We start from the raw sequence: 19521 nt of genomic DNA on the forward strand, positions 1-19521 counted from the left end.
AGGAACTACGCTTTATCAGACCGCGATTTCAGCCTGCGGGTTCCCCGTGGGCCAGAAAGTTTGCGCGGTCTGCGCCATGCGCAACAGCCTGTCGCACGGGGTAAAACGCTCTCCATAACGGGTGGAAAGACGGGTGAGCGTCGCCACCACCTGCGCCGCGCCGAGCGTGTCCATATAACGGTACGGACCGCCCAGGAACGGAGGGAAACCGATGCCGAAAACGGCGCCGATATCGCCGTCGCGCGCCGAGCGCACCACACCCTCATCAAGACACCGCGCCGCCTCGTTCAGCATCATCATGACGCAGCGCTCGGCTATCTCTTCGCCGCTCAGTTTACCGCCCGGTTTTACGCCAATAAGCCCGTAAACCGCAGGGTCAACCTGTTTTTTGCTTTTACGCCCTTTCGCTGGATAAAGATAGAAACCGCGACCATTTTTTCTGCCTTTGCGATCGTCGTTCAAAATTGCTGCAACGGCTTCATCGGGCGCGCTGAATCGCGGCCCGTAAGCGCGCTCCAGCACAGGCATAATTTTGGTGCCAACATCAATGCCGACTTCATCCAGCAACTGGATAGGGCCGACCGGGAATCCCCTTTTCACCAGCGCGTCGTCGATTTTCTCAATGCTCTCCCCTTCCATCAGGCAGCGCATCGCCTCGTTAATGTACGGTGCCAGGATGCGGTTGACGTAAAACCCGGCGCAGTCGGCTACCACGATCGGCGTTTTACCCTGCTTTTTCGCAAGCAGCACGGTCGTGGCAATGGTTTCCGGGCTGGTGCCCGCATGGGGGATCACTTCCACCAGCGGCATTTTGTCGACCGGGCTGAAATAATGCAGCCCAATCACCTGCTCCGGGCGCGCGGCCCCGGCGGCGATATCGCCGATAGGCAACGAGGACGTGTTAGACGCGAAAATAGTGTACGGCGCGGTACTTGCCTCGATCTCCGCCACCATCTTCTGCTTCAGGGTTAACTCTTCGAAAACGGCTTCCACGACGATATCGCGCTGGTGGAACCCGCGATAATCGGTGCCAGCCGAAATCAGCGCCATCTGAGCGTCGCGCTCGCTGGCGCGCAGGTGACGACGGCGCACCTTTTTCTCCAGCAGATCCCAGCTGTATTTCAGGGCGTGGTTAATGCCCTTTTCGCTGATGTCTTTAATACGCACTGGCAAACGGGCTTTGGTGGCGGTCACATACGCAATTCCGCCGCCCATCAGCCCGCCGCCCAGCACGCCGACCGAATGCAGCGCGCGCGGCGCCACGCCGCTGCCGGTCTCTTTTTTAAGCTCAGTAGTAGCGAAAAAGAGACCGCGCAGCGCCGCTGATTCCGGCGTCATCGCCAGTTCGCCAAAGGCGCGCGCCTCGGCCTGATAGCCGCTGGCGCTCCCCTGCTCAAGCCCGGTGCGCACCACATCGATAATGCGCTGCGCCGCCGGGTAGTTGCCGTGCGTTTTCTGATGAGTCTTCTGGCTGACCATACGAAACAGCAGCGCGCGACCGAGCGGGCCTGCCAGCACGCGCTCACGCACCGGCAAACGACGCGGCGCGGGACGGCCTTTTTTAGCAAGCGCCGCGGCGGCCTCCAGCAAAATGGTGTGCGGCACCACGTCATCCACCAGCCCGGCTTTCAGCGCCTGACGCGCACGCAACTGTTTGCCGGCCAGGATCATCTCAAGCGCGGTGCTGACGCCGATAAGGCGCGGCAGCCGCTGCGTGCCGCCGGAGCCCGGCAGCAGCCCTAACTGCACTTCCGGCAGCCCGAGCAGGGTTTTAGGGTCATCGGTACAGACGCGGCTGTGGCAGGCGAGCGCCAGCTCAAGCCCGCCGCCCAGGCACGCGCCGTGGATAGCCGCCACGACATGCACCGGCAGCGCGCGGATCTCCGCCATGATCTGCTGACCCTGGCTTGCCAGCGCTTCGGCCTCCTGCGCGCTTTTGCAGTGCGCAATCATGTTGATATCTGCGCCCGCAATAAAGTTATCGGGCTTAGCGGAGATAAACACCACGCCCGCGAGATCGCGGTTTTCACGCAGCGTTTTGACAATCGCGCGCACGTCGCGGGCGAACGCCGCCTTGAGCGTGTTCATTTTCTCGCCCGGCACGTCGATAGTGACTACCGCCACGTTGTCCGGGCGCATCTGTAAAGTGAATGCGGATGTCGATTCCATTATTCGGCCTCCAGTACCATTGCCGCGCCAAGCCCGCCCGCCGCGCAGGCGGTCACCAGCCCGAAACCGCCGCCGCGGCGGCGCAGTTCGTTAAGCGTCTGGGTTATCATTCGCGCGCCGGTGGCGGCGAACGGGTGCCCGTAGGCGATAGAGCCGCCGAGCACGTTAAATTTGCTGTCATCCACCTCGCCGGTCGCCTGGCTGCGGCCCAGCACGTCGCGGGCGAAACGGTCGCTTGCCAGCAGCTTGAGGTTGGTGAGCGTCTGCGAGGCGAACGCCTCATGCATGTCAAAGAGCGTCAGATCGGCCATCGAGAGCCCGGCGCGCTCCAGCGCCAGCGGCGTCGACCATGCCGGGCCCAGCAGCATATCCTGCCAGACATCAATGGCGGTAAAGGCGTAGCTGCGCAGGTAGCCGAGCGGCGTGAGCCCCAGCTCGCGGGCGCGCGATTCGGTCATCAGGATCACTGCCGCCGCGCCGTCGGTGAGCGGCGTGCTGTTGGCGGCCGTCACGGTGCCGTGTTTACGGTCAAAGGCCGGGCGCAGTCTGGCGTAATCGGCAAGCGACGACGTTTTACGGATATTGTTATCTTCGCTCAGCGGATCGCGGTAGGGCGGCGTGTAGGCCGTCATCACTTCATCCCGCAGCTTACCTTCAGCCCACGCCTGCGCCGCCAGCTGGTGCGAACGGTGCGCCAGCGCGTCCTGCTGTTCGCGGGTGATGCCGTGCGTTTTCGCCATCTGTTCTGCGGTGTCGCCCATGCGTAATCCGGTGGAGTATTCCGCTACGGCGGGCGGCACCGGCAGCAGGTCGCGCAGCCTCAGGCGTGAAAAGAGTTTCAGACGCTGCCCGGTGGTGCGGGCTTTGTTGGCGTCCACCAGGATGCGCGCGAGTTTTTTACTCACGCCAATGGGCAGAACGGAAGAGGAGTCGGCGCCGCCGGCGATCCCGGCGCGGATGGTGCCCGCCATCAGGCTTTCGGCGACGTTCGCCACCGCCTGGAAACTGGTGGCGCAGGCGCGGCTGACGCTGTAGGCGTCGGTGCGCACGCTCATACCGGTGCCGAGCACAATTTCACGCGCGATGTTTGGCGCCTCTGGCATCTGCACCACCTGGCCGAACACCAGCTGTTCAATGACCTCAGGCGGAATTTCACTGCGGGCCAGCAGTTCGCCGACCACCATTTTCCCGAGATCGACCGCCGGAACGCCGTGGTACGCCGTCGCCTGACGGGCGAATGGGGTGCGCAACCCACTGACAATGGCAATACGATCCCCCTGCCGGGTGACCAGCGGTAATGCCTGACTCATAACGTTCCCCTGTAAAAGGCTAAATAATGATTAAGTGGTCTGACCTGATAACAGTTTTAACCAGAATTTTACATTCAGCCAATCACATAAAGGAAAAAGTGCGAAGCAAAACACGAATTACGTAACAAGAAATACGCCCCGGCGGCACCGGGGCGTGAGAGGCGGGATTAACGCAGACTTAACTGGAAAATAACGGTTTCGGCCTGGCAGGCGAAAACAAAATCGATATCAAGACGCACGCCGTCGGCTTCTTCCGTAAAGCGCGGCGTAATCTTGCACGGCTCAGACTCCACTTCACGCGCTCTGGCGGTTAACGCTGCGAGCGTTTCTTCGGCCTCGGCGCGGCTTGTGAACACGCGGCTGTAGGACGCCACGCAGTCGGTATTATCGATAATGGTGCCAACATCAATACAGCAGCAAACCGGGGTTTCATCAGCACTGCATTTCGTCATCGTGATTTCCTCTGTATTTACTGGAAAGGGATACGCTTATTTTACGCCCGCCCCGGTCCCCTCTCTACCTGTTCTTCCGGATTGCGCCCATAAGTGACCGAAATCACACTTAAAAATGATCTAACGCAATAATCACCAGCTTTACGGCTGGTCATACCGCGCAATTTTGCTAAACGGATCGCGTTTCTTAGATCACAATTGAAAAAACTTATAAACATACTTGCAACATATCTGCTGGTCGGACCTATACTCTCGCCACTGGTCTGATTTCCCTGCCGTACCTCAGACCCTACACTCCGCGCTCCTGTTACGTCACGTAACACTATTTGAATAAAAATAATGGATGAGGTTATGGTCATGAGCCAGAAAACCCTGTTTACCAAATCTGCTCTGGCAGTCGCAGTGGCAATCGTCTCTTCTCAGGCCTGGTCTGCAGGTTTCCAGTTAAACGAATTCTCTTCTTCTGGTCTGGGCCGCGCCTATTCCGGGGAAGGCGCTATTGCAGATGACGCAGGCAACGTCAGCCGTAACCCGGCGCTGATCACCATGTTTGACCGCCCGACCTTCTCCGGCGGGGCGATTTTCGTCGACCCGGATGTGAATGTCTCTGGTCGCTCCCGCGCGGGCAACAGCTTGAACGCCGATAACATCGCGCCGACCGCGTGGGTGCCGAACCTGCACTTTGTGGCGCCGATTAACGAGCAGTTTGGCTGGGGCGCTTCCGTCACCTCCAACTATGGTCTCGCCACAGAATATGGCGACTCTTACGCGGCGGGCTCTGTAGGCGGTAAAACCGACCTTGAAACGCTGAACCTGAACCTCAGCGGTGCGTATCGTCTCGACAGCAACTGGAGCTTCGGCCTGGGCTTCGATGCCGTCTATGCGCGCGCGAAGATTGAACGTAACGCGGGCGATCTGCCGCAAATCATCGCAGGCGGCCTTCCGGCGCTGGTACAGTCTGGTCAGATTGATCCCCAGACCGCAGGGCAGATTGCCGCAGCGGCTGGCGGCATCAACAGGGATACCCAGATTGCACACCTGAAAGGCGACGAGTGGGGCTTTGGCTGGAACGCGGGCATCCTGTATGAGCTGGATAAAAACAACCGCTACGCGCTGACCTATCGCTCAGAAGTAAAAATCGACTTCGATGGCGACTATAAGAGCAGCCTTCCTGCCGCTATTAACCCGATCAACGCCGCCCTCGGCCTGGGCTTGCCTTACGGCACCGGCGGCAGCACCACGGGCGGTTCTCTGACCCTGAACCTGCCTGAAATGTGGGAAGTCTCCGGTTATAACCGCGTCGCGCCGCAGTGGGCCGTGCACTATAGCCTGACTTATACCAGCTGGAGCCAGTTCCAGGAGCTGAAAGCCACCAACAGCAACGGCGACACCCTGTTCAAGAAAGAAGAGAAATTTAAAGACGCGTACCGTATCGCGCTCGGCACCACCTATTACATGGACGATAACTGGACCTTCCGTACCGGTATCGCCTTTGATGACAGCCCGGTTCCCGCGCAGCAGCGCTCCATCTCTATTCCGGACCAGGATCGCCTGTGGCTGAGCGCCGGTACGACCTACGCCTTCAATGAAGACGCCTCTGTGGATGCCGGTGTGTCTTACATGCACGGTCAGCACGTGGAGTTCACCGAAGGCCCGTACACCTTTAAATCTGAAGGTAAAGCCTGGCTCTATGGCGTGAACTTTAACTACCGGTTCTGATAACCGTCTTAATGAAGAGGCGGGCTGCGGCTCGCCTTTTTTATTGCCGGTGTTAATGGTGCGACAAATAAAGAAGGCGAGCCTGAATGCCCGCCTTCTTTTATTTATTTGCCTTCAGGATGAACGCATCCGGCCATTTTATTCCGAATCGATATCTTTCAGGTCACCCTCAATCGCCTGCGCGTTCGGGTTTTCATTCGGCTTGAGCTTACCGCCGTTAGCGATGAAATCGTGGCGCTGGAAATACGCCTCGCGCACCATGATGTAAGGATCGGACGACTGGCGCAGCAGGCCGTCAGAATCCAGCAACTGCGCACGAGTTTCCACGCCTTCCACCGCCCATTTGCCGAGCGACAGCGGCCAGGTCAGCCAGGAGAGCACCGGATAGGTGGTATCCGCCATATCGCCGACATCCTCACGCAGCGTGAAGCTGCCGTAGAACGGCAGTTGCAGATACGGACCATAACCCACGCCGTAGCGGCCAAGCGTACTGCCGAAACGGTGCGGCTCTTCGCGCTGCAGTTTCGGGTTCGCCATACCGGCCACATCGATAAAGCCGCCCATCCCCAACAGGGTATTCAGGAAGAAACGGGTGAAATGCACCATCCCCTGGTAGGGGTCGCCCTGGATAAATTTATTGAGCATCGAGGCGGGTTCTTCAAGGTTGCTGGTGAAGTTGCCCAGTCCGTTGCGCGCCGGTTGCGGCACATAGTCGCGCCAGGCGACAGCCACCGGGCGCAGCACATAAGGGTCCACCACCTCAAAGTTGAAGGTATACATGGTGCGGTTGAACCCTTCGAAGGGGTCGGAGCGCCCCTGCTGCGGGTCTGACGAGCTGGCGCAGCCCACTAAAAGCGTGGCCGCCAGCGCAAGCCCGGTAAGGCGAAAGTTCATAGCAGTCTCCCTGTAAATGGTAACTAACCCGCTCCTGATGGCGAAGGCGCAACCAGGACGTCCACCGGCGAAGCCGGGCTGAGCGTGGTGAAACGCCGCTCTCCTGTCCAGTCTCCGGGCTGCACGGCGGCGTTGCCGTCCCGGGAAAGATGTACCTTCACGATGCCTTGCGACACCTGCCCCAGCCCCCGTTCGGGGAGCATGGCGTCAGCGTCATCCAGAGTAATTGTCAGCGGAAAATGGCCCAGCGGCAATTTTTTCACCGCTACCGGCACGTTTGATACGCCATCCGTCACGCTGATAAAGAGTATCCCTTTATTCGGCAAGGCTTTTTTGGTTGCGGGTGAGAGCGTGATTTTAACAGCCAGTTTCGCGTTGTCCATGCCGCTCTCCACCCTCGCCTGCTGAATGCCGCGCGCGACGGCCGCCCGGCGCGGATCGCCCGCGTGCAGCTGCGAAAGCATCGTCTGCCAGTACGCGATCGCCTGCGCATAGCGCTGCTGGCGAAACGCGCTCAGGGCCAGCAGCTCAGGCGCGCGCAGATTACCCGGCGCCTGCGCGGCGACCTCTTTGAGCATCTGCTCGCCCGCATCGATATCTGTCGGCTGCGCTGAGCGCACCAGCACTTCAGCATAGTCGAGCCGCGCCCCGATGTTTTGCGAATCGAGTTGCCAGGCGCGTTTAAAGGCCCCGGTTGCGGTATCGGCGTTATCCAGCACCCTGCCGATGCGCCCGAGCATTGCCCAGCCCGCGCGGTTCTGCGGCTCGTCCTGCAAGCGTGTGCGCAGCCCGAGACCAAGGCGCGTCAGCTCAGCCACGCTCAGCGGCGCGGCGTGCGGATCCATGACGCGCGCCACAAGCCCCGGCGTCTCGCGCGTGGCCGCCTGCCACTCGCCGACTGCCTTCAGGCTGTTGGTACAAAGAAACAACCCGAGGCTGACCACGGCCACCAGCAGCGCGCCCGCCAGCAGCATCCCGCGCCCGGCGGTGACAGCGTCTGGCGCGCGGCCTGCCGGGATATCCGCCAGCAGGCTGCGCTGCAGATCCAGCGCCAGCGCGTCGCGGGCGTCGGGCGGCTCGTCGTCGAGTTCGCGCAGCCGTGAATGGTAGAGCGCCCGGTTGAGCGCGTCGCGATTGGCCGCGCGCCGGTCGCGCCACGGCCAGAACACCAGCGCCGCGACGCCTGCCAGCAGGACGACGATAAAAATGATTATCGCGCTCACGGGCGTTTTCCTTTTTCATCGAGCAACGCGCGCAGGCGCTGCTGTTCTTCGTCATCGAGCGGCGCAGGCTCCCGGCGGGCTCCACGCGCGCGGCGAATAATTACGCCCGCGCCGCCTGCGGCAAACAGCGCGGGCAGCAGCCAGAGCAAGATCGTGCCGGGCGTGACGGGCGGCTCGTAGGTCACGAAGTTGCCGTAGCGCGCCACCATATACGCCACGATCTGCTCGCGGCTCTGCCCCTGGAGCGTCAGCTCATAGACCTTCTGGCGCATATCGGCGGCAATCATCGAGCCGGAATCGGCGATGCTGTTGTTCTGACACTTCGGGCAGCGCAGCTCGCTTATCAGGGTACGGAACTGCTGCTCCTGCGCCGCGTTCTGAAAAGGATACGCGTCGCTCGCCGCCAGCGCCTGACACGCCAGCAGCAGGCCGACCAGCAGGGTTAACAGGTGTTTCACGGCGCGCCCTCCCGGTTTAGCGTGTTCCACAGCGGCGCTATCTCTTCGCGCCAGACTTCATCGTTCAGCGCGCCCGCGTGGCGATAGCGAATAACCCCGCGCGCGTCGATAACAAACGTCTCCGGCGCGCCATAGACGCCGAGATCCAGCCCCAGCATACCGCTGCCGTCAAACAGGCTCAGCGCGTACGGGTTGCCGAGATGATTAAGCCACGCCACGGCTTTGGCGCGATCGTCTTTATAATTGAGCCCCGCCACCCGCACGCCACCGGCGGCGAGCCCGTTGAGAAACTGATGCTCGGCGCGGCACGTCGGGCACCAGGTCGCCCAGACGTTCAGCAGCAGCGGCTTGCCGTTTAAGAGCGCCGCGCGGTCATAGGTGACGTTCGGATCGTCCAGCGCGGCGAGCCGGAACGCGGGCAGCGGTTTGCCGATGAGCGCCGATTCCAGCTGCGACGGGTCGTCGCCCGTGGCGTTGCGCGTGAGCTGCCAGAACAGCGCCGCCGCCAGCAGCAGAAACAGCGCCAGCGGGATGAGTAACAGACGGCGTTTCATGCGGCCTCCTGCCATTTTTTCAGCCGGTAGCGCGGGTCGAGCATACACAGCAGTCCGCCCAACGCCATCAGCAGACCGCCGTACCAGATCCAGCGCACAAACGGTTTGTAATAGAGCCGCACCGCCCAGCTGCCGTCGTCGAGAGGTTCGCCGAGCGCCGCGTAGAGATCGCGCGTCAGCCCGCCGTCGATGGCGGCTTCGGTCATCACCACGCCGTTGCTATTATAGGCGCGCTTTTCGGCGCGCAGCGTCGCCTCGGGCCTGCCGTCGCGCAGCACGTCGATAATCCCAACCGCGCCGCGCCAGTTTGGCCCCTGCGCGTCGCGCACCTCGCGAAAAACAAACCGGTAGTGATGAATTTCAACATGGTCGCCCGCCTTCATGCGCACGTCGCGCTCCACGCTGTAGTTCTGGCTGAACGCGATGCCGATAACCGTTACCGCAAGCCCCACGTGGCCGAGCGTCATGCCCCAGTGGCTGCGGCTTAATGACAGCATCCCGCGCCACAGATGATGGCGGTGCGTGGCGCGCTCGTGCAGCTCCATCAGCGTTAATACCAGCACCCACACCGCCATCATCAGCCCGGCCACCGTCATCCCTTTGACGCTGTCCTGTAATAGCCACGGCAGCAGCAGCGAGGCCGCAAGCGTCACCGCCAGCGCCGCCAGCAGGCGACGGCGCAGTTTCTGCGGCTCGTCGCGACGCCAGCGCACCAGCGGCCCGACGCCCAGCAGCAGCGCGAACGGCGCCATCAGCGCGCCAAACAGCAGATTAAAAAATGGCGCGCCGACGGAGATAGATCCCAGTCCGAGCGCTTTATGCACCAGCGGCAGCAGCGTACCGAGCAGCACCACCAGCATGGCGGTAATAAGGAGAATATTGTTGCCGAGCAGAAAGCTCTCACGCGACCAGAGCGCATTGCCGATCCGTGCGCGGACGCTGCCGCCTTTGATGGCATAGAGCAGCAGCGAGCCGCCGATGACGATAACCAGCAGCGCCAGAATAAACATGCCGCGCGCCGGGTCGGAGGCGAACGCGTGTACCGACACCAGCACCCCGGAGCGCACCAGGAACGTGCCGAGCAGGCAGAGCGAAAACGCGGTAATGGCGAGCAGCACGGTCCAGGCGCGGAAGCTGCCGCGCTTTTCCGTCACCGCCAGCGAATGCATCAGCGCGGTGCCCGCGAGCCACGGCATCAGCGAGGCGTTTTCGACCGGGTCCCAGAACCACCAGCCGCCCCAGCCCAGCTCGTAATAAGCCCAGGCCGAGCCGAGCACAATGCCGATGGTCAGAAACACCCACGCCGCCTGCGTCCAGGGCCGCGACCAGCGCGCCCAGGCGGTGTCGAGCCGCCCGGTTAACAGCGACGCCACGGCAAACGCAAACGCGACCGAAAACCCGACGTACCCCATATACAGCAGCGGCGGATGGAAAATCAGCCCGATATCCTGGAGCAGCGGATTGAGATCGCGCCCTTCAATCGGATATTCCGGCAGCGTGCGGGCAAACGGATTCGAGGTGAGCAGAATAAACAGCAGAAAACCGACGTTAATGCCGCCCATCACCGAGAGCACCCGCGCTATCGCCTCCTGCGGCATGTTGCGGCTAAAGAGCGCCACCGCCAGCGTCCAGCCGCCCATCAGCAGCACCCACAGCAGCAGCGATCCCTCATGCGCGCCCCAGGTCGCGGCCACGCGATACCAGACCGGCAACGCGGTGTTGGAGTTGCTCGCCACATACAGCACCGTGAAATCATTCACGACAAAGGCGTGCACCAGAATAAGAAACGCGCCGAGCAGGCAGGCGAAAAGCGCGCAGGCGAGCGGTCGCGCCAGCGCCATCAGCCGGGGAGCCTGACGCATTGCGCCCCACTGCGGCCAGAGCGTAAGCAGCAGCGCCAGCCCGGCGGCGAGGCAGAGCAAAAAGTTACCGAGTTCCGGCATCATGGGCGGTTATCCTTCCAGGCCTGCGGCGGGCGCGAATGGTTTGCATCCATCGCCGCTTTCACCTCCGGCGGCGTGTAGTTTTCGTCATGCTTCGCCAGCACTTCACGGGCGTGAATGCGACGATCGTCGCCAAGCGTGCCCTGCGCCACTACGCCCTGCCCTTCACGGAACAGGTCGGGCAGAATGCCGTCGTAATCGACATCCACCACGCCGCGCGCGTCATACAGCCGGAAGCTCACCTTCAGGCTCTGGCTGTCGCGCTTCACGCTCCCCGGCATCACCATGCCGCCGACGCGCAGCCGCTGCCCAGGCTCGGGCTTCGCCTGCGTGTCCCCTTTGCCGTAGAGGATTTCGCCCGGCGTGTAGAAGAGATCGATGTTGGCGCGCAGCGCGTAGAGCACAAGCGTAAGCGTCAGCCCGAGCCCCGCCAGCACGGCAAGCGTCAGCCAGAGGCGGGTTTTACGGCGCGGCGTCATAACGGTGTCTCCGCATCCGCCTGCGCCTGCTGGCGGCGACGCTCGCGCGCTTCGCGCCTGGCGATATCCCGACGCAGCGCACGGCGCGCGTAAAACGTATGCGCCATCAGCAGCGCCAGCGGCAGGACAGTCATCGCCACCGCCAGCCAGACATAAAAGGCGTAGCCGCCCATCAGGAAAAACGCGGTTAACGCGGCAGGCATGGCGTTCTCCCGGAGCGATTTAACACGGCGGCGACCCACGGGCGGTGACGCTCCTGGAACAGCACCAGGTTGCCAAGACGCATCAGCGTGAGGGTGATAAACAGGCACGCAAACCCGGCGATATTCCAGCGCAGCGGCGCGCGCATGCTCGGGTCGATGCTCTGCTGCATATTCGTCGAGCCCTGATGCAGCGTGTTCCACCACTCCACCGAGTAGTGAATGATGGGCAGATTCACCACGCCCACCAGCACCAGCACGCTCGCGGCTCGCCCCGCCAGGCGACGGTCGTCAAAGGCGTGCCACAGCGCAATCACGCCCGCGTATAAAAACAGCAGCACCAGCTCGGAGGTGAGCCGCGCATCCCAGATCCACCAGGTGCCCCACATCGGTTTGCCCCAGGCCGAGCCGGTGACCAGCGCGATAAAGGTGTAGACCGCCCCCACCGGCGCCATCGCCATCACGGCCAGATCGGCGGCTTTGTGCTGCCAGACCAGCCCGCCAAATGCCGCTATCGCCATCGCGGCGTAAATCCCCATCGACCCCATTGCCGCTGGCACGTGCAGATACATGATCCGGTAGCTGTCGCCCTGCTGGTAGTCGGGCGGCGCGAAGACAAATCCCCAGATGCAGCCGGTGGCAAGCGTCACGGCGCTCAGCCACGCAAACCAGGGCGTCAGCCTTCGGCAGAGCCCGTAAAGCCGCTCAGGCCGGGCCCACGGGTGTAAGAATTTCCACATGTTGTTGCTCACATAAACGTTAGCGCCCGCGCAGGCAGGCTTACTGCGTCGATATTCGTAGCGCCGCCGCGGTCGCGAACGGCATCAGCGTGACGCTTCCCGTCAAAAACGCGCCGGACAGCGCGAAAAACCCGCCCACCGGCAGCTGCATCACGGCGGCGTCCACCGCAGCGGTAGAGAAAATCAGCAGCGGAACCGCCAGCGGCAGAATAATCAGGCTCAGCAGCATGCCGCCGCGGCGCAGCCCGACCGTGAGCGCCGCGCCGAGCGCGCCGAGCAGGCTCAGCGTCGGCGTGCCGAGCAGCAGCGTCAGCATCAGCGTTAGCGCCGCATGCCCGCTGAGCCCAAGCAACAACGCCGCCAGCGGCGACAGCGCCACCAGCGGCAGCCCGGTCACCACCCAGTGAGCGGTCACTTTCGCGAGAACCACCAGCGGCAGCGGCGCGGGCAGCAGCATCAGCTGTTCGAGCGCGCCGTCGCGCCAGTCGTCGTGAAACAGCCGGTCCATCGCCATCAGCGCGGCGAGCAGCGCCGCCACCCACACCACGCCCGGCGCGATGCGCACCAGCAGCTGCGGCTCAGGGCCGATGCCGAGCGCGAACAGCACAATCACCACCAGAAAGAACCACAGCGGGTTAAGCAGTTCGGCGGCGTGACGCGCGCACAGGCGCAGCTCGCGGCGGATAATGCGCCTCATCATGTCGCGCGCTCCGCCGTCAGGCTCAGCGTGCGCAGCGGACAGTGTAGCGCGCGCAGCGGCTGATGCGTGGTGAGGATTATCGCGCCGCCGCGCGCCGCGTGGTGTTCAAGACGGCGCGTGAAGGCCTCGACACCCGCGGCGTCGAGCGCTGTCAGCGGCTCATCCAGCACCCATAGCGGCGCATCGCTAAGCCACAGCCGCGCCAGCGCGACCCGGCGCTGCTGGCCTGCCGAGAGCTGCGCGACCGGCAGATCTTCATAGCCGCCAAGCCCGATGGCCGCCAGCGCCTGCCAGCGCGCGTCGCGCGCCGCGTCAGGGTGATAAAACGCCAGATTTTCATCGGCGGTCAGCGCCGCTTTGATGCCCGGCAGGTGGCCGAGCCACAACAATTCCTGATGAAAAGCAGAACGCTGATGCGCAAGCAGTTCGCCGCGCCAGAGCACGTCGCCCTGCTCAGGGCGCGTCAGCCCGACCAGCAGACGCAGGAGCGAGGTCTTCCCGGCGCCGTTCGCGCCGACCAGATGCACCACCTCGCCCGGCGGGACGCGAAACGACAGCGCGCGAAACAGCAGGCGCTCGTCACGCAGGCAGGCGAGATTGCGGGCTTCTAACATGGACGGCTCCTTTCAGGCGAGTCGGGAATAGTAACACAGGGGCATGACGCGGCCACCTCACGCGCCGCGCAGGCGGCGAAACCCTGTGCAATCGCGCGCGACATCGTCCTCTGAAAGCCGAATTGTCTGTTTTTGCGGATAACCGCTACCGACGCGCTACGCTTAACGCAGCCCCCTTATCTGACAGGAGCCCCATATGGACAAGATTGGCGAGGAAAAAATCGACGACGCGGATGAGCTGGAAGTCGAAAGCGAAGAGAAAAAAAGCGGTAAAGAGATAGAAGTGGATGAAGAGGCCCTGCCGTCGCGCGCGATGGCCATTCACGAACACATCCGCCAGGATGGCGAAAAAGAGCTGGAGCGCGATGCGATGGCGCTGTTCTGGTCGGCTATCGCCGCCGGTCTGTCGATGGGCGCGTCGCTGCTGGCGAAGGGGATTTTCCATGTGCATCTGGAAGGCATTCCGGGCGGCTTTTTGCTGGAAAGCCTCGGCTACACCTTCGGCTTTATTATCGTCATCATGGCGCGCCAGCAGCTCTTTACTGAAAACACCGTAACGGCGGTCCTGCCGGTGATGCACAACCCTACCGGCACCAACCTGCGCCTGCTGTTGCGGCTCTGGGGCGTGGTGCTGCTCGGGAATCTCGTCGGCACCGGGCTTGCGGCGCTGGCGTTTGAATTTATGCCCATTTTCGATGAAGCCACGCGCGACGCCTTTGTGACCATCGGCATGGAAGTGATGCACAACTCACCGGGCGAAATGTTCTCTAACGCGATTATCTCCGGGTGGATCATCGCGACGATGGTCTGGATGTTTCCCTCCGCGGGGTCGGCCAAAATCGTGGTGATTATCCTCATGACCTGGCTTATCGCGCTCGGCAATACCACGCATATTGTGGTCGGCACCGTCGAAATTCTCTATCTGGTGTTTAACGGCACGATCCACTGGAGCGAGTTTTTCTGGCCTTTCGCCCTGCCGACGCTTGCGGGCAATATCATCGGCGGGACGTTTATCTTCGCACTATTGAGCCACGCGCAGATCCGTAATGATATGGCGGCGCAGAAAAAGGAACAGGCCACGGCGCAGGCGAAAAGCGAGAAGGTGATCGCGCAAAAAGAGGAAGAAGCACGACGCGCCGCGCGCTAAGTATGGCGAGGAATTGAACAAACAGGCGGCGGAGCCCTTAACGGCGGTGTAAAAATCGGTATACTGACGCCGCCTCGTCCCCTTAGTTAAATGGATATAACGAGCCCCTCCTAAGGGCTAGTTGCAGGTTCGATTCCTGCAGGGGACGCCATTTTGATGTTTGCCCGCCTCCGTTAAAGTTCGCAAATCTTACTTAAACCCAGTCCACAAGCCATTCCAACGTTCGTTCTTGTTCGCGTCGGTTCGTTGAAAGCCTCATTTTTTTCTTGGGTAAATTTTGGGTAAAATAGTTTTACCCATCAAATTTTTACCCAGTTGGGTTTTACCCAATGCTTACTATCAAGCAGATCGACGCAGCCAAACCTAAAGAAAAGCCCTACCGTTTAGCCGATGGGAATGGGCTATATCTTTACGTGCCAGTGAGCGGAAAAAAGGTTTGGCAGGTTCGTTATCACATTGGCGGGAAAGAAAAAATCCATACTGTCGGCAAATACCCTGAGATCGGCCCGGCAAATGTAATCAGAAGGATATGCGACTGAACTACGCCGAATATTTGATGCAGATATTTTGCCGTTTCCTGGCGGCATGGCTTTAGAAGAAATAAAACCCATGACGCTTTTAGCGGTGCTACGCCGGTTCGAAGACCGTGGTGCAATGGAGCTGGCCAATAAGGCACGTCGGCGCTGCGGAGAGGTGTTTCGATATGCCGTAGTAACCGGTAGAGCTAAATATAATCCTGCGCCTGATCTGGCTGATGCTATGAAGGGATACGGGAAAAAGAATTTCCCGTTTCTTCCAGCTGATCAGATCCCTGCTTTCAACCAAGCGCTTGCAGGCTATGGTGGGAGCGTGGTTTCTCGCATTGCTACTCAGGTGCTTCAATATACGGCCATGCGTACTAAAGAGTTGCGCTCTATGCTGTGGCAGAACGTTGATTTTGAAAGCTGGCTTATCTTAATCGATGCGGAAGTAATGAAAAATCGCAAACAACATTTGGTTCCAATGTCGCAGCAGGTCTACGATCTTTTAAAGCATCTTCAACCCATTACTTCGCTTTCGCCGTTCGTGTTTGCCGGCCGTAACGATAAGCGTAAACCTATGAGCGAGAACACCGTTTTACAGGTTATCCGCCAAATCGGGTACGAGGGTTTGGCAAGCGGTCATGGCTTTCGACACCAGTTCAGTACCATTCTTAACGAGCATAGCTGGCCTCAGGATGCTATAGAACGCCAGCAAGCTCACATTGATCGCAATAACATTCGCGGCATATACAATCATGCTCAATATTTGGATAAACGGCGGGAAATGATGCAATGGTGGGCTGATTGGCTAGATGGAATTATTAAGTAATGTACAAAACAATAAATTAGGCAATTTACATACTCGCCTTATATACACATTTAATTTCTTGAATTAAATATATTTTATAGGCCGAGAAACAAAAATATGCCGCCCGGAGGCGGCATTTTCTTTCACCCCATATTCTCAGAAACTTCTTCCGCACCTAGTAGATAACTAATTACACTTAATACCTTCTCTCTATTCTGGAAAAACCTTGCAATATAACTAGTTGGAAATCTTCTTTGTATGTAGTTGTAAGTTTCAGAAGCCATATCAATACAATCATCCAATGACATATTCCTTTCATATGATATTAAATGGTTTTCTATTGATGCAATTTTTAATCTATCCATCAAAATGGATATTAAGACATAATTTCCATGAATCATTACTTGGTGAATTTGTTTTTGATTTTCTTTATCTAATGAAAGAAGCCTGACTATGCTTTCTTGTAGAATATCATTTGACATTCTATAAGCATTAACTTTGTTTATAATCTCCAGTCCTGTGGGGCCATTTTCAACAGGGAAAACTTTCTCATACAGTCCACCCCAACTTTCAAAGAAACGGCCTCTATTTAATTTCAATGATGATAGTAACGTCTCATCCTTAGATGAACATACTAAGGCATTTAAAGCATCATCGATGTCTATTGTATTACTACTAGTCGGGCCGGAATCCTCTTGCCTTAGGAGTTTGTAGCTATATCCCCCAATAAAATTTATTTCTCGCTGTATTCTTTGTTGCTCAGGTCTTTGAGAAGAGAAATCCCTTCCTGTAACTCTATTTTGTGTATTATTGAATTTTGTTACAGATGTCAAAAAATCATCTTCAGCTGCATTGATAAATCTAATATTGACTTTAATTAAATCTTTTTTCTCCTCAGGTAACGAATGAAAAACTTCACCGATTGTACTAACGGTTTGAGCTCCGTTTATAATGCTGAGGTTTTTAAAGCTAAAAAGGCCATATCTCCTGCTAGTACTAAGATTGACCATACTCTCTTCTACTTCACTATATACAGCAGTGATACCGTTATTATAATACCAGAAATTACTTGGCTGTTCTTGAAGTGTTCTTTTAATTCCTGTATTTATTGTTGAACTTCCAAGCACGCTTCTAATATTTTTTTCAAATAATGAATATTTATATTTCCTCCACCATTCATATAAGAGCCTTGCCGAGATAGTTCCATATATTGCCTTATAAGGATTTGCTATTTCCCCATAGCTTTCCAAATGCACATTCTCGACATTGATTGAACCAGAGCGCTCAGTTGAAAGACCATCCATTATAACTTGTATATCTGCTGGCTCAAAAAGAACTGAGTACTCCTCACGATCTTGAATATCTTTAAAAAGTAGAGATCTATTTTGAACTTGCTCCCAAAAAGATATATCTGCCTTAACCTCGTCGCTGGGCTGGTGTACACCCGTATAAATAAATACACAAATGCATTTATATGTGAATCCTGATATCGCTTCGCTAATAGCATCTTTGTTTTTTAAGAATCTTTCATTGAAAGTAGTAAAATCTCCAGCTATTACTTTAACACAGGCATCCTTAAACCTTCCAAATTCTCTTGTGGTGATAGAACCCTCACCATTTTTAATATACTTTGACTGCACTATAACTATTTTTTTAGAGTTTTTATTAACATAGACAGCATCAATCCCGCCATCATCTTTTCCGTCGCACACGGCGTTAGCTGCAAGTTCAGGATCTGGTTCATCGCCATACAGGCTTACCGCATGAGCAGCCACACAGCGAGTTATAAGAGTTTCATTTCTATGTTCGCCAACAGATTTAACATCTTTCATGTCAATAAATAGGCCGTAAACAGACTCAAGTTGTTTGGTTATACGAACCAAGCCTGCTGTTTGAGTAGCTTTATCATACTGGGGCATCCGTTACACTCCTGTGCATGCAACAAAAAAGATCAATATCATAAGACGAGGATAATATTAAAAAGAACAGTTTTTTATTTAATTTGAGAGTTTAGTAATGATTCTTTTTTGTGTGTAAAGTGTGATGCGCCAATCAAATTATTGGCCGCTGATCCGTGATACTATCTGCGCTGTGAATGGTATGCGTAACCACTCCGGCGATCTCCACATCATCCAGCGCCGAGCCATCCTGCGATTCCCCATCATCAGTAATGATCCCGTGTTGGGTGATAAACCCAAATTGCACATTCCCATATCAAGAGAAAAGAACGGTCGCGCCGATGGTCGCCATTATGCTGATATCTATCACTGCGTAGCCGGTGGGCGTCTCCACGATCCGGCAATTCATGCTAATAGCGCATATCCCATCGAGAGTTACGCGGCGCTCGATAAAGTCGGTGGCGGGAGATGGAAAGCCCATAATCAGATCCCCCCGTTCGGGTTGTACATCGCCAGGGTGCGATTTTCGCCTTCCTCGGTCGATATGTCTTTGAACGTGGTCAGGCAAGCATCCATCCATTCGTTAGCCTGCTTAAGTGTCCAGTTCCAGTTAACGGTGCCCAGTTCATGCACAAAGTCGGCAGTTGTGACAACGCAGCGGCCTTTGACGCCATTTTGGCCTTTGTTACCCTCCTGAACGCTCACTTTGCATCCCGTTCGCCTTCATGTACGTTTGTGCTCGTGCTGTGAGCGTCAGACCTTTATCCCGGGAATTTCAGATAAGAAAAATCATCCATCGTTCTGGTATACCTGAGACGTTAAAGACGATTTCTGATGCTGGTTCCAGGATAGACATCTTCTGAAATGACACGCATTTTAAAAAGTCACAACGATTATGAAAGTACATCTTTTTCAGGATATACTGGTTTTATGGATACTGTACCGAATTTAAAAAATGTGCATATATTTACGTTATTTTTATTACTATACTCATTTAGCGATTAATAATCCGTACAGATTCACGATGCGCGAAACCTCTCAGGAACTAAAAAATAAACTGATTGATGGTTTGGCCCTCTATCTCAGACAAGGTTATATAAACCCTTATTATATCAATAGTGACTGTATGGATGAAGGCGCAGAAGAGGCTGCCCGTTACCTGAGTGAGCTTGATGCGATCGATGAAAAGGCCTCTGCTTTTTTCAGGAAACAGATAGTGGAATCGACCTTTATTCAAAATGGATTATTCAAAGCGCATTGCCTGGGCGATCTGCTTTTATCGGATAAACACAGAGCCTGGGCGATGGACTATTTAATTGAAAACCACCACCATTTACTGTCAGAGCCTCTGAAAGCGGCAATGTTCTATTTGTTTTGCGCTAAAAACGATCCTTGCGATCATGATGTTGTTCCCGCGCAGTTAATCGCAGGTATGAAAAATCGCTACAAAAAAATTATAGAAGAGAACCCGGCATCTCGTTATCGGAGTGTTTCTGCGTTTGAAATCTTAACCGATAATGAACTCTCCGAATTAACTGAAGAATATCATGCTTTCTGTAAAGCTTATCCTTAATGGGCATTATTGAAAAAAGAACTTAATCACAAAAGCAGACTTGCCTCGCTTGTGTTCAACGCAAACCAAACAATGCCCTCACAGAAAATTAAATTTACTCACATAACTTAAGCATATTC

Annotated in this window: 18 protein-coding genes, 1 tRNA gene and 1 pseudogene; 5 read left to right on the plus strand and 15 right to left on the minus strand. The window is 57.0% G+C overall.

The features are described 5' to 3' along the window. Window positions 1-15: 15 nt before the first annotated feature. The 3 genes from fadJ to AFK67_RS14450 form a co-directional block, all read right to left on the minus strand. Window positions 16-2169, minus strand: coding sequence for a fatty acid oxidation complex subunit alpha FadJ (gene fadJ, locus AFK67_RS14440; RefSeq protein ID WP_007715647.1), 2154 nt, complete (start codon window positions 2167-2169; stop codon window positions 16-18). Continuing rightward, window positions 2169-3479, minus strand: a complete 1311-nt coding sequence (fadI, locus tag AFK67_RS14445) for an acetyl-CoA C-acyltransferase FadI (protein ID WP_007715648.1) — start codon at window positions 3477-3479, stop codon at window positions 2169-2171. Before fadI ends, fadJ begins: the two co-directional genes overlap by 1 nt. Window positions 3480-3646: 167 nt before the next feature. Beyond that, the gene (locus tag AFK67_RS14450; RefSeq protein ID WP_007715650.1) at window positions 3647-3931 is read right to left on the minus strand and encodes a YfcZ/YiiS family protein; all 285 of its coding nucleotides are present in this window, start codon (window positions 3929-3931) and stop codon (window positions 3647-3649) included. A 357-nt stretch (window positions 3932-4288) separates the two neighbouring features. On the opposite strand from AFK67_RS14450, the gene fadL reads away from it, so the two are divergent. After that, window positions 4289-5650, plus strand: a complete 1362-nt coding sequence (fadL, locus tag AFK67_RS14455) for a long-chain fatty acid transporter FadL (protein WP_038883164.1) — start codon at window positions 4289-4291, stop codon at window positions 5648-5650. Between the two features lie 138 nt (window positions 5651-5788). On the opposite strand, the gene mlaA is transcribed toward fadL, so the two are convergent. Genes mlaA through ccmA form a run of 10 tightly spaced genes read right to left on the minus strand, consistent with a single transcriptional unit; the run spans window position 5789 to window position 13455 of the window. After that, window positions 5789-6544, minus strand: a complete 756-nt coding sequence (gene mlaA, locus AFK67_RS14460) for a phospholipid-binding lipoprotein MlaA (protein ID WP_007750799.1) — start codon at window positions 6542-6544, stop codon at window positions 5789-5791. Window positions 6545-6567: 23 nt separating this feature from the next. Next, a complete protein-coding gene (gene ccmI / locus AFK67_RS14465) occupies window positions 6568-7767 on the minus strand; it encodes a c-type cytochrome biogenesis protein CcmI (RefSeq protein ID WP_007715657.1) in 1200 nt (399 codons plus the stop codon). Continuing rightward, window positions 7764-8225 (minus strand): cytochrome c-type biogenesis protein, encoded by a 462-nt coding sequence (locus AFK67_RS14470; RefSeq protein ID WP_007715659.1) that lies wholly within the window; start codon window positions 8223-8225, stop codon window positions 7764-7766. Before AFK67_RS14470 ends, ccmI begins: the two co-directional genes overlap by 4 nt. Beyond that, a complete protein-coding gene (locus AFK67_RS14475) occupies window positions 8222-8779 on the minus strand; it encodes a DsbE family thiol:disulfide interchange protein (protein WP_007715661.1) in 558 nt (185 codons plus the stop codon). The genes AFK67_RS14470 and AFK67_RS14475 overlap by 4 nt, the downstream gene beginning before the upstream one ends. Further along, the gene (locus tag AFK67_RS14480) at window positions 8776-10725 is read right to left on the minus strand and encodes a heme lyase CcmF/NrfE family subunit (RefSeq protein WP_007715665.1); all 1950 of its coding nucleotides are present in this window, start codon (window positions 10723-10725) and stop codon (window positions 8776-8778) included. Before AFK67_RS14480 ends, AFK67_RS14475 begins: the two co-directional genes overlap by 4 nt. Further along, on the minus strand, window positions 10722-11201 hold the full coding sequence (gene ccmE / locus AFK67_RS14485) for a cytochrome c maturation protein CcmE (protein WP_007715668.1): 480 nt from the start codon (window positions 11199-11201) through the stop codon (window positions 10722-10724). Before ccmE ends, AFK67_RS14480 begins: the two co-directional genes overlap by 4 nt. Next, window positions 11198-11404, minus strand: coding sequence for a heme exporter protein CcmD (gene ccmD, locus AFK67_RS14490; protein ID WP_007715671.1), 207 nt, complete (start codon window positions 11402-11404; stop codon window positions 11198-11200). Before ccmD ends, ccmE begins: the two co-directional genes overlap by 4 nt. Then, window positions 11389-12141 carry a heme ABC transporter permease gene (locus tag AFK67_RS14495; RefSeq protein ID WP_032966729.1) on the minus strand — a complete coding sequence of 251 codons (753 nt, stop codon included), beginning with the start codon at window positions 12139-12141 and terminating at the stop codon, window positions 11389-11391. Before AFK67_RS14495 ends, ccmD begins: the two co-directional genes overlap by 16 nt. A gap of 40 nt (window positions 12142-12181) precedes the next feature. After that, a complete protein-coding gene (gene ccmB, locus AFK67_RS14500) occupies window positions 12182-12841 on the minus strand; it encodes a heme exporter protein CcmB (protein ID WP_007715687.1) in 660 nt (219 codons plus the stop codon). Continuing rightward, window positions 12838-13455 carry a cytochrome c biogenesis heme-transporting ATPase CcmA gene (gene ccmA, locus AFK67_RS14505; RefSeq protein ID WP_007715689.1) on the minus strand — a complete coding sequence of 206 codons (618 nt, stop codon included), beginning with the start codon at window positions 13453-13455 and terminating at the stop codon, window positions 12838-12840. Before ccmA ends, ccmB begins: the two co-directional genes overlap by 4 nt. Before the next feature lie 196 nt (window positions 13456-13651). Here ccmA and AFK67_RS14510 point away from each other — a divergent pair, with 196 nt between their 5' ends. The 3 genes and pseudogenes from AFK67_RS14510 (at window position 13652) to AFK67_RS14520 (ending at window position 15952) form a co-directional block, all read left to right on the plus strand. Then, window positions 13652-14602, plus strand: a complete 951-nt coding sequence (locus tag AFK67_RS14510; protein ID WP_007715692.1) for a formate/nitrite transporter family protein — start codon at window positions 13652-13654, stop codon at window positions 14600-14602. Between the two features lie 76 nt (window positions 14603-14678). Then, window positions 14679-14753, plus strand: a tRNA-Arg gene (locus tag AFK67_RS14515). Window positions 14754-14931: 178 nt separating this feature from the next. Beyond that, a pseudogene (locus AFK67_RS14520) lies at window positions 14932-15952 on the plus strand (tyrosine-type recombinase/integrase). A gap of 122 nt (window positions 15953-16074) precedes the next feature. On the opposite strand, the gene AFK67_RS22135 reads toward AFK67_RS14520, so the two are convergent. Beyond that, window positions 16075-17850, minus strand: a complete 1776-nt coding sequence (locus AFK67_RS22135) for an AIPR family protein (protein WP_007715696.1) — start codon at window positions 17848-17850, stop codon at window positions 16075-16077. A gap of 462 nt (window positions 17851-18312) precedes the next feature. After that, the gene (locus AFK67_RS14535) at window positions 18313-18534 is read right to left on the minus strand and encodes a hypothetical protein (protein WP_007715700.1); all 222 of its coding nucleotides are present in this window, start codon (window positions 18532-18534) and stop codon (window positions 18313-18315) included. A gap of 319 nt (window positions 18535-18853) precedes the next feature. Here AFK67_RS14535 and AFK67_RS14540 point away from each other — a divergent pair, with 319 nt between their 5' ends. After that, the gene (locus AFK67_RS14540) at window positions 18854-19402 is read left to right on the plus strand and encodes a hypothetical protein (protein ID WP_071602699.1); all 549 of its coding nucleotides are present in this window, start codon (window positions 18854-18856) and stop codon (window positions 19400-19402) included. The last annotated feature ends 119 nt before the right edge of the window (window positions 19403-19521 follow it).

Origin of the sequence: Cronobacter dublinensis subsp. dublinensis LMG 23823 (genome assembly GCF_001277235.1) — a bacterium.
GTDB classification, from domain to species: Bacteria; Pseudomonadota; Gammaproteobacteria; order Enterobacterales; family Enterobacteriaceae; genus Cronobacter; species Cronobacter dublinensis.

What these genes read in the sequence shown, in the direction of transcription:
- fadJ (WP_007715647.1), bottom strand. Translation starts at nt 2,169, where the DNA reads ATGGAATCGACATCCGCATTCACTTTACAGATGCGCCCGGACAACGTG.
- fadI (WP_007715648.1), bottom strand. Translation starts at nt 3,479, where the DNA reads ATGAGTCAGGCATTACCGCTGGTCACCCGGCAGGGGGATCGTATTGCC.
- AFK67_RS14450 (WP_007715650.1), bottom strand. Translation starts at nt 3,931, where the DNA reads ATGACGAAATGCAGTGCTGATGAAACCCCGGTTTGCTGCTGTATTGAT.
- fadL (WP_038883164.1), top strand. Translation starts at nt 4,289, where the DNA reads ATGAGCCAGAAAACCCTGTTTACCAAATCTGCTCTGGCAGTCGCAGTG.
- mlaA (WP_007750799.1), bottom strand. Translation starts at nt 6,544, where the DNA reads ATGAACTTTCGCCTTACCGGGCTTGCGCTGGCGGCCACGCTTTTAGTG.
- AFK67_RS14475 (WP_007715661.1), bottom strand. Translation starts at nt 8,779, where the DNA reads ATGAAACGCCGTCTGTTACTCATCCCGCTGGCGCTGTTTCTGCTGCTG.
- AFK67_RS14480 (WP_007715665.1), bottom strand. Translation starts at nt 10,725, where the DNA reads ATGATGCCGGAACTCGGTAACTTTTTGCTCTGCCTCGCCGCCGGGCTG.
- ccmE (WP_007715668.1), bottom strand. Translation starts at nt 11,201, where the DNA reads ATGACGCCGCGCCGTAAAACCCGCCTCTGGCTGACGCTTGCCGTGCTG.
- ccmD (WP_007715671.1), bottom strand. Translation starts at nt 11,404, where the DNA reads ATGCCTGCCGCGTTAACCGCGTTTTTCCTGATGGGCGGCTACGCCTTT.
- AFK67_RS14495 (WP_032966729.1), bottom strand. Translation starts at nt 12,141, where the DNA reads ATGTGGAAATTCTTACACCCGTGGGCCCGGCCTGAGCGGCTTTACGGG.
- ccmB (WP_007715687.1), bottom strand. Translation starts at nt 12,841, where the DNA reads ATGATGAGGCGCATTATCCGCCGCGAGCTGCGCCTGTGCGCGCGTCAC.
- ccmA (WP_007715689.1), bottom strand. Translation starts at nt 13,455, where the DNA reads ATGTTAGAAGCCCGCAATCTCGCCTGCCTGCGTGACGAGCGCCTGCTG.
- AFK67_RS14510 (WP_007715692.1), top strand. Translation starts at nt 13,652, where the DNA reads ATGGACAAGATTGGCGAGGAAAAAATCGACGACGCGGATGAGCTGGAA.
- AFK67_RS22135 (WP_007715696.1), bottom strand. Translation starts at nt 17,850, where the DNA reads ATGCCCCAGTATGATAAAGCTACTCAAACAGCAGGCTTGGTTCGTATA.
- AFK67_RS14540 (WP_071602699.1), top strand. Translation starts at nt 18,854, where the DNA reads ATGCGCGAAACCTCTCAGGAACTAAAAAATAAACTGATTGATGGTTTG.